The organism is Psychrobacillus sp. FSL K6-1464 (assembly GCF_038003145.1).
Lineage (GTDB): Bacteria > Bacillota > Bacilli > Bacillales_A > Planococcaceae > Psychrobacillus > Psychrobacillus psychrotolerans.
Map to the genome: position 1 here is coordinate 2,731,292 of NZ_JBBOOP010000001.1, position 12,003 is coordinate 2,743,294.

General features: G+C 37.2%; 14 protein-coding genes and 1 tRNA gene. 2 read left to right on the forward strand and 13 right to left on the reverse strand.

The features are described from left to right. Positions 1–3 precede the first annotated feature (3 nt). Together MKX39_RS13825 and MKX39_RS13830 are read right to left on the reverse strand one after the other, a co-directional pair. A complete protein-coding gene (locus MKX39_RS13825; RefSeq protein ID WP_093537670.1) occupies positions 4–804 on the reverse strand; it encodes a TPM domain-containing protein in 801 nt (266 codons plus the stop codon). Beyond that, the gene (locus tag MKX39_RS13830; protein ID WP_093537669.1) at positions 804–1,382 is read right to left on the reverse strand and encodes a LemA family protein; all 579 of its coding nucleotides are present in this window, start codon (positions 1,380–1,382) and stop codon (positions 804–806) included. The genes MKX39_RS13825 and MKX39_RS13830 overlap by 1 nt, the downstream gene beginning before the upstream one ends. Positions 1,383–1,679: 297 nt before the next feature. Here MKX39_RS13830 and MKX39_RS13835 point away from each other — a divergent pair, with 297 nt between their 5' ends. Beyond that, the gene (locus tag MKX39_RS13835) at positions 1,680–2,618 is read left to right on the forward strand and encodes a catalase (protein WP_340769892.1); all 939 of its coding nucleotides are present in this window, start codon (positions 1,680–1,682) and stop codon (positions 2,616–2,618) included. Between the two features lie 103 nt (positions 2,619–2,721). On the opposite strand, the gene MKX39_RS13840 is transcribed toward MKX39_RS13835, so the two are convergent. Beyond that, a tRNA-Arg gene (locus tag MKX39_RS13840) sits at positions 2,722–2,793 on the reverse strand. Positions 2,794–2,958: 165 nt separating this feature from the next. Between MKX39_RS13840 and clpP the strand changes: the two genes are divergently transcribed. Then, positions 2,959–3,555: an ATP-dependent Clp endopeptidase proteolytic subunit ClpP gene (gene clpP, locus MKX39_RS13845; protein ID WP_093537667.1), complete on the forward strand. Its 597-nt coding sequence runs from the start codon at positions 2,959–2,961 to the stop codon at positions 3,553–3,555. Positions 3,556–3,615: 60 nt separating this feature from the next. Here the strand turns inward: clpP and MKX39_RS13850 are convergent, their stop codons facing one another. The 10 genes from MKX39_RS13850 to hisA all read right to left on the reverse strand — a co-directional run bounded on the left by MKX39_RS13850 (position 3,616) and on the right by hisA (position 11,988). Further along, entirely contained in the window at positions 3,616–4,026 is a 411-nt protein-coding gene (locus MKX39_RS13850; protein WP_340769893.1) for a hypothetical protein, read from the reverse strand. Positions 4,027–4,170: 144 nt separating this feature from the next. Then, a complete protein-coding gene (locus MKX39_RS13855) occupies positions 4,171–4,428 on the reverse strand; it encodes an HPr family phosphocarrier protein (protein ID WP_093537665.1) in 258 nt (85 codons plus the stop codon). A gap of 17 nt (positions 4,429–4,445) precedes the next feature. Further along, the gene (gene whiA / locus MKX39_RS13860; protein WP_093537664.1) at positions 4,446–5,387 is read right to left on the reverse strand and encodes a DNA-binding protein WhiA; all 942 of its coding nucleotides are present in this window, start codon (positions 5,385–5,387) and stop codon (positions 4,446–4,448) included. 28 nt (positions 5,388–5,415) lie between these two features. Then, entirely contained in the window at positions 5,416–6,387 is a 972-nt protein-coding gene (locus MKX39_RS13865; RefSeq protein WP_093537663.1) for a gluconeogenesis factor YvcK family protein, read from the reverse strand. Between the two features lie 4 nt (positions 6,388–6,391). After that, a complete protein-coding gene (gene rapZ, locus MKX39_RS13870) occupies positions 6,392–7,276 on the reverse strand; it encodes an RNase adapter RapZ (protein ID WP_093537662.1) in 885 nt (294 codons plus the stop codon). A gap of 3 nt (positions 7,277–7,279) precedes the next feature. Next, complete coding sequence (locus MKX39_RS13875) at positions 7,280–7,750, reverse strand: NUDIX hydrolase (protein ID WP_093537661.1); 471 nt, start codon at positions 7,748–7,750, stop codon at positions 7,280–7,282. Positions 7,751–7,947: 197 nt separating this feature from the next. Then, positions 7,948–8,898: a thioredoxin-disulfide reductase gene (gene trxB, locus MKX39_RS13880; protein ID WP_340769894.1), complete on the reverse strand. Its 951-nt coding sequence runs from the start codon at positions 8,896–8,898 to the stop codon at positions 7,948–7,950. Positions 8,899–8,971: 73 nt separating this feature from the next. Next, positions 8,972–10,498: a tetratricopeptide repeat protein gene (locus MKX39_RS13885; protein ID WP_340769895.1), complete on the reverse strand. Its 1,527-nt coding sequence runs from the start codon at positions 10,496–10,498 to the stop codon at positions 8,972–8,974. 75 nt (positions 10,499–10,573) lie between these two features. After that, positions 10,574–11,200: a bifunctional phosphoribosyl-AMP cyclohydrolase/phosphoribosyl-ATP diphosphatase HisIE gene (hisIE, locus tag MKX39_RS13890; protein WP_340769896.1), complete on the reverse strand. Its 627-nt coding sequence runs from the start codon at positions 11,198–11,200 to the stop codon at positions 10,574–10,576. Positions 11,201–11,247: 47 nt separating this feature from the next. Next, positions 11,248–11,988 (reverse strand): 1-(5-phosphoribosyl)-5-[(5-phosphoribosylamino)methylideneamino]imidazole-4-carboxamide isomerase, encoded by a 741-nt coding sequence (hisA, locus tag MKX39_RS13895; RefSeq protein ID WP_340769897.1) that lies wholly within the window; start codon positions 11,986–11,988, stop codon positions 11,248–11,250. Positions 11,989–12,003: the final 15 nt, after the last annotated feature.

Consider the following 12,003-nt stretch of genomic DNA (forward strand, 5'->3'; position numbering starts at 1 on the left):
TATTTACCACTTACGACCTGCTCCTCCACCACCTGAGCTACCGCCGCCAAAACCTCCAAAGCCACCACCGGAACTTCTACCGCCTCCACCGAAGCCTCCGAAGCTTCTACCGCTAATACCTCGTCTTCTACCAGAACCGGAACTACCTCCGCCTCCAGACATTAAACTAACAATTATATATATGACAATCACACCTACAATAATTGTTCTAATCGTGGATCCACCGCCATCTGTAGAGCCTACAAGAGGAGAAGGACCTTTGGGACTTGTTAACTCGCCGTCCCAACCGTATTCAGTAGCTACCTGATTATATAATAGCTGATAAGTCGAAAGAATAGCACCTGGTACATCCCCACTCTCTAAGTAAGGAAAGGTGTAATCATCTAAAATTCTACCAATCTTACCATCCGGTAAAGCTCCCTCTAAACCGTAGCCGACCCCAATGTATACATCACGGCCTTCTACTTTATCAGGATCCATTTCCAAGATAAAAAGTACACCATTATCCTTCTCTTCATCCCCTATACCATAGCCTCGCATTACATCTACAGCATATGTCGCTACATCCTGACCTTCTAAAGACTCTACTGTCATTACAACGATTTGCGAACCAGTAGCATTTTCTAGGTTTTGTCCAAGCCTTTCAATTTCTTGTTCTTGCTCTTCTGTTAGAACGTCATAGAAGTCTTGCACATATAATTCACCTGGTAAAGGCTTCGGATAATTAGATTCTGCAAAAGTTAATAATGGAAAGAGGAATGTAAGGAGAAGTGCAAATGTGATAGCATATGCACTTTTCTTCATCACTCTCCATCTCCTTCAAAATCGACTACGGGCGCTTCTTCCGCTCCCTCAGCTGATTTAAAGTATTCTTTCTCATCGAAGCCAAACATAGACGCTACGATACTTCCAGGCATCCGTTTTACTTTTTTATTGTAATCCGAAACAACTGTATTATAATCTTGTCTTGCTACAGAAAGTCTGTTTTCTGTACCTGAAAGTTCATCCATTAATTGTCTAAAGTTTGCATCAGCCTTTAGTTCTGGGTAATTCTCCACAACAACTAATAATCGGCTCAAAGCACCTGATAATTCATCATTTGCCTCAGCTTGTTCCTCAGGTGAACCCGCTCCTGCCAATCTTGATCGTGCATCTGCGATATTTCCAAGCACTTCTTCTTCATGTGCTGCAAAACCTTTAACGGTACTAACTAAGTTCGGTATTAAATCCATTCTACGTTGCAGTTGGTTTTCAACTTGCGCATACGCATTATTTACGTTTTCTTCTTTGTCTACAAATCCGTTATAACTTCCCATAAATATCCCTGCGATTATCGCAATAATTACAACGACTATAATAATGGGCACTAATAATTTTTTCAACTCGCTCACCTCTTCAATAATTATAGTATTATTGTACCTTTAATTCGAAAATACAAAACCTATTATCATTTACGGACCAAATATATATAAGTTTCATCTTATCCTTATATAGAAGTAACTAGATGGGATGACTTTTCCGTTTCGCCAGTAAACATATTTTAGATATAAATCAGCTTAGCTAACCATTTTCATACTATATTTACATATTTTTAGTACTTCATTGTTTAGGTAATTTATTCAGTGGTAATGATTAATAAATGAAATCTTTCTTTTCATTCAAAAAAACGAGGTGATTGGATGAGTAATTCACTACCGCAAAATGCCGTTAATACATTAGAACAACTTCAAGGTAAATTTCCTGGTTATCGACGTGCCCATGCAAAAGGCGAATTTTATGAAGCCACTTTTATTCCAAACGGAAATGCGATTCCATATACGACGGCACCCCATCTTCAACAAGAACCAGTAGCTGCTACCGTTCGTTTTTCCAATAGTCCACCAGACCCCTCTGCAGCAGATTTTTTATCTCCAGCTAAAGGAATGGCTATCCATTTCCATCAGCCAGATGGTTCTATTAGTCATCAAGTGTGTACAACAGTTCCAATGTTCGTCACAAAAGACCCTAAAACCTTTATAGATATGCTGAAAATTTTAGGCTCTCATAAAACGGGTATTCACTCCGTAGATTTAGGTTTAGGAGTGGCTAAGCTTCTGACAACCTTTCCAGAGCATAAGAATACATTGCTCACTCTTAAGGAACAGCTAAAGCAACCTCCGATTAGCTATGCGGCTTTAAACTACTACCCTATTCATGCATTCTATTTAGTTAATGCTGAAGGTAAAAGACAATCTATAAAATACGAATGGCATCCTTTAAAAGATGAAAAATCCCCTTCTATCTTGGACAACATTCATTTGTCTAAGAATTATTTACACGAGGACTTAGAGAAGCGAGTCGAAAAAGGCTCTGTCGGATTTGAGCTCTATATTCGAATAGGGGAAGATACAGATCCTACCGATGACCCTACCGATAAATGGCCATCTGATAGGCAAAAGATATTAGTAGGGCGTTTAACAATAAATAAAAAAGTACTCCCTACTGAAAGTCTATTGTTTGACCCTACAATAGTGGGAGAAGGTATCGACCTTTCCGAAGATCCGATTCTTCATTTTAGACATGATGCTTATGCAGTTTCCTTTGGTAGAAGAAATAAAGAGGACGAAAAAACACCCTAAACAATACAAACCCAAGTATTTTTAAACTAATAAAAACCCTCCGTTTATATAGAAAATAAACGGAGGATTGAAATATCTTATGTATAACTATGTTGAAATAATATGCCCTCGGCGAGGATCGAACTCACATTACAAGCTTCGGAGGCTTGTGTGTTATCCATTACACTACAAGGGCAAGCGACTTATCTATTATACAAATAGAAGGCATATAATTCAAGCAAACATTTCAAAGCTTAACATTTGACCTTCCTTGACCATTATGTGTATGATAAAGTTACAACTGAGGGAACTTTTCTCAGTAACTAAATAATTTAACCCACCTTTGAAGGAGGAAATCAGGATGAATTTAATTCCTACTGTTATTGAACAAACTAATCGTGGAGAGCGTGCATATGACATCTACTCTCGATTATTAAAAGACCGTATCATTATGCTTGGAAGTGCTATTGATGACAACGTTTCAAACTCAATCGTTGCACAATTATTATTCCTAGAAGCAGAAGATCCAGAAAAAGATATCTCTATCTACATCAATAGCCCAGGCGGAAGTATTACAGCTGGTATGGCAATTTATGATACAATGCAGTTCATCAAACCTGATGTACAAACAATTTGTATCGGTATGGCTGCTTCTATGGGAGCATTCCTACTTACTGCTGGAACAAAAGGGAAACGTTATGCGCTTCCTAACGCAGAAGTAATGATTCACCAACCACTTGGTGGAGCACAAGGGCAAGCAACTGAAATCGAAATTGCTGCAAAACGCATTTTACATTTACGCGATAAGTTGAACAAAATTATTTCTGAACGTACTGGTCAACCAATCGAAGTCATTGCAAAAGACACAGATCGTGATAACTTCATGACTGCAGAACGTGCTAAAGAATATGGCTTAATCGATCATATTATCGATCGTAGCGAAATGAAAAAAGCATAAACTATCCACTAAAATCCTAAAGGAATTTATTCCTTTGGGATTTTTTTAAAGAGAATTTTCTCACTTCAATAAAAAATCAACTTCTCTTATCAGCTCATGATTATTTTTTATGCTATATCCTCTACTACTTTTGTGAGGAAATACAATTACATTTTCCTCAACAAATATATAAATATGGTCATTCGGATTTGATGTTGACACTATCCTATATTCTGCCTTAAGCGGATCAAACGATTTCTCCATTATTGATAGTTTCTGCCCTTTTAGTAATGCTTTCATTGCTTGCTGCTTTTCTAATGATGTATTGGTTCTTGTAAAATTCGTCTTATTTATTTCCTCTATCCTTAAAATAGTATTACTACTAAAAAACTCATCAGTTAATGCATTTTCTATTAGGGTACTTTTGGATAATTGAATACTTGCTAAAACGATTAAGCATAAAAAGAATCCTAAGATGAAATTCTTTTTCATACAGTCACCACCTATCTTATTCACTAAGATATCGTTAAATAGTTATGGAGCAACTACTTTCCTAACTTCTTGAGTTTTATAATGCCTTATTTTCCTCAAAAAAAATAGCCCTTTCGTCTAAATGACTAATGAGGCCGTTCGTTTTTATGATTCACTCGAGATGAAGTTAGCTAAAGCTTCTACTGCTTCCTCTGCATCGGAACCGTCTGCACTTAAGCCTACTTTTGTTCCTTTGCTGATCGCTAAACTCATAATTCCCATAATACTTTTTGCATTCACTTTTTTAGTATCTTTTTCTAAATAGACATCTGCAATATAACGATTTGCTTCTTGTACAAAAAGTGCAGCCTGCCTTGCTTGAAGTCCTGAAGATAATTTTACTTCCACCTGCTGTTCTGCCATAGTCTACTCCCCATTTCTTAAATTGTCTCTCCATTACGAAGCGCATTTGCTATTTCATCTATTTTTCGCAATCGGTGATTAACACCTGATTTACTCACATCGCCTGAGGAAACCATCTCACCTAGTTCTTTAAGTGTAACATCTTGATACTCTACACGTAACCTAGCTATTTCACGAAGTTTTTCAGGTAACCGATCTAATCCGATAGAATTTTCGATAAAACGTATATTGTCCACTTGGCGAATGGCTGCACTAATTGTTTTATTCAGATTGGCCGTTTCGCAATTTACTAGTCGGTTAACACTATTTCGCATATCTCGAATTATTCGAACGTCTTCAAATTTTAGTAATGCTCTATGAGCTCCTGCAATACTTAAAAAATCAGATATCTTTTCTGCTTCTTTTAAATAGGCGACAAACCCTTTTTTTCGTTCAATTGTTTTCGCATTTAGTTCATATCCGTTCATCAAATCTACTAGTGCATCACTATGTGTTTTATAGGAAGAATAAATCTCTAAATGATAAGAAGAAGTTTCCGGATTATTTACTGATCCTCCTGCTAAAAAGGCACCTCTAAGATAAGCACGCTTACAGCAATTTTTTGAGACAAGATCTTTGGAGATAGAATATTCAAATTGAAAGCCGTCTTTTAGAATTTGAAGATCTTCTAGCAGACTTTTTGCCCCATCTCTAATACGACAAATATAAATATTATTCTTTTTCAACCTCATTTTTTTTCGAACGAGCAATTCTACTTGATATGGATATAACGATTTTATCAACGTATATAGTCTTCTAGCAATAGCTGCATTTTCTGTTTGTACATCTAAGCTTAACATTTTGTTGCTAAAAGAGAGAGATCCATTCATGCGTATAAGCGCTGATAGCTCTGCCCGTGCACAGCAAGGTTCTGATTCTTCCTGGGTCATCTCTTTTTTTGTTTCAGAAGCAAACGACATTTCCGTTTCCCCCTTTCTCCTGGACGGGTTAAGTTTTTAAACCGTCTGCGTATTCTACAAGCCATTTCGCCACTTCGGTTGCATCATGACGAACTGCACCGCCATGAACGACTGAAATGTCTTTTTTTACTATATCTATATTCAACTTTTTTAATTGGTCAATATCTATTTTAACAGGAGATGCTTGCTCTTGTTTATACATATACTGAACATTTTCGGGAATTTCTTCCTTACTTATCAATACAGCATCTAAGAAATTCTCTCCGACATGTTCGATCAGGGCATTTACATGATCATATGCAGAATAATTCCCTGTCTCCCCTGCCTGTGTCATTAAATTACATATATAGACTTTCTTTGCGTTCGATTCCCTAATTGCTTGTTGAATATCTTGCACTAATAGATTAGGCAAAATACTAGTATATAGACTTCCTGGACCAATAACAATAACATCTGCCTGACGAATGACATTAATCGTTTCTGGCAGCGGTTTCACGTCCGTAGGAGTAATAAATACTTTTTCAATTTTTTTGCCATACTTAGGGATTTTAGATTCTCCCGCAACGGTTGTTTGATCTTCAAACAATGCATGTAAAGTTACTATTTGATTGGCTGCAGGTAGAACTTTTCCACGAATATTTAGCACTCGACTCATTTCCGTTATGGCATGCGCAAAATCCCCTGTTATAGAGGTTAGCGCAGCTAACATTAAATTGCCTAGTGAATGACCTTTTAACTCCTCTGACTGAGAAAATCTATACTGAAACATTTCTTCTACTAAAGGCTCCACATCGGAAAGGGCTGCTAACACATTTCGAACATCCCCTGGAGGCGGTATATCATATTCATCACGTAGTCGCCCAGAGCTACCACCGTCATCGGCGACCGTTACAATTGCTGTAATATCCAGTGGAAATTTCTTTAAGCCACGAAGTAATGTAGACAGACCCGTACCTCCACCAAGTATCACCAATTTTTTACGATGTTTTGTAGATCTCATTCCTTCAATCCTTTCTAATAACAACATCGCGGTGCGTTACAAGGGTTTTGTCGTCTGCTTTCAATGACTTCCCAAAGTATTCGGCTAGCGTAACAGAGCGATGTTGCCCTCCGGTGCATCCAAAAGCAATAACTAGTTGGGTTTTACCTTCTCTTTTATATTGAGGAATCATGAATTGGAACAGATCTGTTAACTTTTCGATTAAGGTTTTAGTATCGATCCACTTTAATACGTAACTAGACACCTCTTCGTCAAGCCCAGATTTTAAGCGTAGCTCTTCTATATAGTAGGGATTAGGTAAAAAGCGTACATCAAACACTAAGTCAGCATCTATCGGAATACCATGCTTGAATCCAAAAGACATGACGTTCACAGTGAACACTTGACTGCTTTTGGAGGAAAACTCTTCTTGTATTTTCTCTCTTAGTTCCCGTGGTTTCATCTTAGAAGTGTTGTAAATGTATTGTGCTCTTCCCTTTAAATCAGAAAGTAATTGTCGTTCTTTTTTAATACCTTCTAAGGGTAATCCGGAGTTAGCGAGTGGATGCGATCGACGTGTTTCCTTGTATCGTCTAACTAGTACTTCATCTCCGGCATCCAAAAATAGTAATTTCGGTGTCACCTTTGTTGCCTCTTCTAATTCATTAACAGAATCTGCTAATGAATTGAACATATCTCCACCACGTAAATCCATTACCACTGCGATATTCCGTGGTTGTTTGTTGGACTCTATCATAAGTTTGATAAACGTACTTAATAGTTCTGGTGGTAAGTTATCAATACAATAATAGCCAAGGTCTTCAAAACTTTGGATAGCTACAGTCTTTCCAGCACCTGACATTCCTGTAATAATGACAACTTCTGTTTCGTGCTTTTGAAGACTATCCATTGTTTATTCTCCCTCCGTTGACTGCTGAATTGTTTCCTTTATTAAGGCAAAATTAGGTGTATATACAAAAGTTCCATATTGCATACCTTTTTCTTGCGCAGCAAATAATAGATTTGTTCGATCACCTTCGGCCATAGGAAGATGGTGTAAGCTTTCGACTGAATGCCATTCTAATATACCCTCGGTTGTTACTTCATAAGGTATACCTTCTATATCTCTAGCGACAAAGGTAAATAACATCCATTCATCTACACGCTTACCTTCTTCTTCGATAACCATTGTGTAAATTCCTTTTAAGTGTGGCTGTATAGGAACAGTATTAGTTTCTTCTGTAAATTCTCTTACGGCTGAAACTAGAATAGATTCTCCTATTTCCATCTTACCACCTGGTGCCACATACCAATTTCTTCTTGGTTTTTTTAATAGTAGTACTTTATCATCTTTACATACGAGCAGGTTTGCTATTCTTTGCACAAATCTTCACTCCACATCTATCATGTGTTAATAAACTATATTATACATTAATTTTCATAAAAAGAGGCTGCTTCACGATTAATATCGCGAAACAGCCCGTCAAATGTTTCTATATAAAAAGGGGGGTCAATTTATATTCTTTACTATACACTTTGTATATTTCAAGACGTTTACAATCAGATTAAAATAAAGTTAAATTAAGCGTTTGAGATTGTTTTGTCTTTCAATTTTTCAATATAGTGTTGCGCAGCTTGTGCAGCAATACTTCCGTCGCCTGTTGCAGTAACGATTTGACGAAGCATTTTCTCACGAACATCTCCTGCGCCGAATATCCCAGGTACAGTTGTTTCCATTTTTTCGTTTGTCACAATATACCCATTGTCATTTAAAATGCCTAAGTTTCCAAAAGGTTTTGTTAATGGAAGCATCCCTACATATACAAATACACCGTCTGTTTCAAATTCTTTTTCCGTACCGTCCACAGTAGACACTAATGTAACACTTGCTACTTTACCATCTTTGCCATGAATTTCTTTTAAAGTTGTGTTCCAGATAAAATCAATTTTCTCGTTTGCAAATGCGCGATCTTGAAGAATTTTTTGTGCACGCAACGTATCACGACGATGCACAATAGTTACTTTGTTTGCAAATTTCGTTAGGAACGCACCTTCTTCAACAGCAGAGTCTCCTCCACCTACAACTACAAGGTTTTTCTGTTTAAAGAAAGCTCCATCACAAACTGCACAATAACTAACTCCGCGGCCACCAAGCTCAGTTTCGCCCGGAATTCCCATTTTTTTATATTCCGCACCAGAAGAAATAATGACTGCTAATGCTTTATATTCTTTTCCACTTACTTTAACTGTTTTGTAAGCTTCTCCATCAACAATTTCTGACACATCGCCGTATGCATATTCCGCACCAAATTTTTTCGCATGATCAAACATTTTAGTGGAAAGCTCAGGTCCTAAGATCATTTCAAATCCAGGATAGTTTTCAACTTCTTCTGTGTTTGCCATTTGTCCACCTGGAATCCCACGTTCAATCATTAAAGTGGAAAGGTTTGCGCGTGAAGTATATACCGCGGCTGTCATTCCTGCTGGTCCAGCACCAATTATTATTACATCATAAATTTTATCTACAGTCATCTTCTATTCCTCCTACATACATTGCTACTATCCTCAATCTATAGGATTTTTTCATACGCTTCAACTATTTTGCCTACGCATCAAAAAGAGGCAAAAATGGCATTAGTTCGTTAATATATTTAGTCAATGTATTGGTCGTAATACCATATTGCTCGGCATAATATTTTTTCGTTACATTTTTAGAACGAGACGATTCAAACATATATTCCGTTGCTGCTGCTAATGCACTTGGATTTTTGAAGCTATAGCCTTTTTCTAGTGCACGTTCCACTAGTACAAACCACATTTGAAATAGAAATGTGTCTTCATGTTCCAACGGCTTATATTTATCATACAATAAATCGGTCGCTGCAATAGCCCGTAGGAAAGCTTTCTCCGCAGGAGATTTTTCATCAAAATCATGCCCCAATGAATTGGCAAGGAATAGTTTTTCCATCGTAGTTAGATTGTCTACAACAATCCATTTAGGATGTGAAATAATTTCTTGACGATGCTTGGATTTCCCTAACAAATAAAACCCATATATACGTTCACTCACATGCTTATGCTCGATCTTCTCTAAAATGTATTCCTTTTGAATTTTAGAAGCCGCATCATCTGATTCACTTTTCTGAGGTAACCAAGGTTCAAATCCAGCTTTTTCGGGATCAAGTTTTAATAACGACTTCCAAGCACTTTTAGCAATCTCTTCATGACCAGAGAAATAAGCAGAATGAGACAACCAGAAATAGAATCCTGGATCCCCTTCAAAACCTTTTCGCTGTAAGCTTCTCAGCCATTTAAAGGCTTGATCATATTTGCCTATTAACGCAAATGTTGCACCTAACTTATAGCGATGTTCAACAAAGTAAGGGTTTATCTTCGCTAATAACTCTACGATTCCTTCCAGATCTTCTACATTTTTTTCATAGTAATGAATCACTGCTAAATTACATAGCGCGTGGATATTACCTCTATTTTCATGTAGGACATCATGTAGTAAAGCTTTCGCTTGTTCCTCTTCGCCAATATAAAAATAAGCAAGCGCCAAATTATTAAATGCCGCCCAAAAATCTGGATGATCCACCACGATAGATTCTAATAGCTCTACCGCCTCAGCAAACTTCCCTTGTTCCATCAAACGTCTCGATTTTTCTTGTAAAAATAACGCTTCACCTGATGGTGCATCTACTTGAAGTGAAACTATATCTTCCTGCTCAGTGAAGTCAACAATTTCCATTGCTTCTTCCGTATACTCCCCTTGTATATCCATTTCCAAATACATCTGAGCAAATTTATTGGCCTCTACAAAATTCCCGAGATGGGCATTTACTTCCGCTAAAAAGAAAACTATTTCAGACTCATTACCATCAATAGCATGGGCACTTCTCAAAAGCTCATGAGCTAGTTCAAAATTATCTATCTCCATTTGTAATATCGCATATTGTAGCAATATCATGGGATCATTAGGACTAAGTTCTGCTGCCCGTTTTAAATATTTATGTGCTTTTTCATATTGGTCTTTTTGTAGTTCATCTAATGCTTTTTTATAGTAGTATTCACCCGTAGGTAAAAACGATATGATATTTTCTCTAAGTATTTTTTTACTTTTTTTATTCAATATAATCCTCCGAAAAATAATAAGGAACGTTAAAAACGTCCCTTATTAGTATATTCTTCAGTATATCACATATATTTATTTTTTATCTGCTTTGGCTTCATGTCTCTTCTGTAATACTTGCAGTAAGTCATAGAAACTGACTTGTTGGTTTTGTAAAAGAACTAGTAAATGATATAGAAGATCTGCTGCTTCCCACTTCAGTTCTTCTCCATCATTATTTTTGGAAGCAATAATAACTTCAGATGCCTCTTCCCCAACTTTTTTACAAATTTTATCTACACCCTTTTCAAATAAGTACGTCGTATACGCACCTTCTGGCATGGACTGTTGTCTTTCTTCGATAACATTAATAAGAGAGGAGATTGCATTAAAGCCTACCGTATCATCCATTTTCTCTACTGTCTTATGGAAGCATGTATCTTCTCCAGTATGACAAGCAGGTCCCGCTGGCAGTACTTCTACTACTAATGCATCCGAGTCACAGTCTGTCTTAATAGAAACTACTTTTTGCATATTTCCCGAAGTTTCGCCCTTATGCCAAAGTTCCTGTCTGCTACGGCTAAAAAACCATACTTCTCCGGTTTCTACCGTTTTTGCATAAGCTTCCTCATTCATATACGCAAGAGTTAATACTTCTCTTGTCATCGCGTGTTGCACAATTACAGGTATTAAACCTTTTTCATCAAATGTTAAATTAGTCATGATAGTTCTACTCCTCTTTCATTCGATATTACCGAATGGTTATTTACTTATTTAATCGATTCTTGAAGTGCTTCAGAAAGCGTAAACCGCTCATTGTACAATGCTTTACCTGTAATTACACCAGCAACTGTAGTCGTTTGCGCTAATTTTGCTACGGCTGCAATATCTTCTAACGAACTAATCCCACCCGATACAATAATAGATAATCCCGTTTCTTCAGCAAGTTCTTTGTTTGCCTGTAAGTTTGGTCCTTGAAGCGTTCCATCTGTTGCAATATCCGTAAAGATAACGTGTTTGGCACCTTTAGAAGCAAAAAACTGACCGACCTCAACGGCAGATTGCGTAGAGGTTTCTAGCCACCCGTGTGTAGCTACCATGCCATCTTTTGCATCTAGTCCAATGACAATTCGGTCACCGCCGAATTCTTCCAATAACTCTACTACTAAGTCCGGTTGTGAAATAGCAAGACTTCCTATAATTACCCGATTTACACCGTTATTCAAATAAAATAAAACGTCCTCTTTCGTACGAATGCCTCCACCAATTTGTACACTAACTGGTAACTCTTTTGCAATGCGTATAACTACGTCGGCATGAATTTTTTCGCCATCTTTTGCCCCATCTAAATCCACTAGATGAATCCATGTAGCACCTTCATCTGCAAACTTCTTAGCCATATCGAATGGAGAATCTCCATAAACGGTTTCTTGCTCATAATCTCCCTGATACAAGCGGACACATTTTCCACCTTTCATATCAATTGCAGGGTAAACTTGAATCGACGTCATATTATTCTCTCCTTC

Coding starts and splice junctions, on each gene's coding strand:
- MKX39_RS13825 (WP_093537670.1), bottom strand. CDS start 804: ATGAAGAAAAGTGCATATGCTATCACATTTGCACTTCTCCTTACATTC.
- MKX39_RS13835 (WP_340769892.1), top strand. CDS start 1,680: ATGAGTAATTCACTACCGCAAAATGCCGTTAATACATTAGAACAACTT.
- clpP (WP_093537667.1), top strand. CDS start 2,959: ATGAATTTAATTCCTACTGTTATTGAACAAACTAATCGTGGAGAGCGT.
- MKX39_RS13850 (WP_340769893.1), bottom strand. CDS start 4,026: ATGAAAAAGAATTTCATCTTAGGATTCTTTTTATGCTTAATCGTTTTA.
- MKX39_RS13855 (WP_093537665.1), bottom strand. CDS start 4,428: ATGGCAGAACAGCAGGTGGAAGTAAAATTATCTTCAGGACTTCAAGCA.
- whiA (WP_093537664.1), bottom strand. CDS start 5,387: ATGTCGTTTGCTTCTGAAACAAAAAAAGAGATGACCCAGGAAGAATCA.
- MKX39_RS13865 (WP_093537663.1), bottom strand. CDS start 6,387: ATGAGATCTACAAAACATCGTAAAAAATTGGTGATACTTGGTGGAGGT.
- rapZ (WP_093537662.1), bottom strand. CDS start 7,276: ATGGATAGTCTTCAAAAGCACGAAACAGAAGTTGTCATTATTACAGGA.
- trxB (WP_340769894.1), bottom strand. CDS start 8,898: ATGACTGTAGATAAAATTTATGATGTAATAATAATTGGTGCTGGACCA.
- hisIE (WP_340769896.1), bottom strand. CDS start 11,200: ATGACTAATTTAACATTTGATGAAAAAGGTTTAATACCTGTAATTGTG.
- hisA (WP_340769897.1), bottom strand. CDS start 11,988: ATGACGTCGATTCAAGTTTACCCTGCAATTGATATGAAAGGTGGAAAA.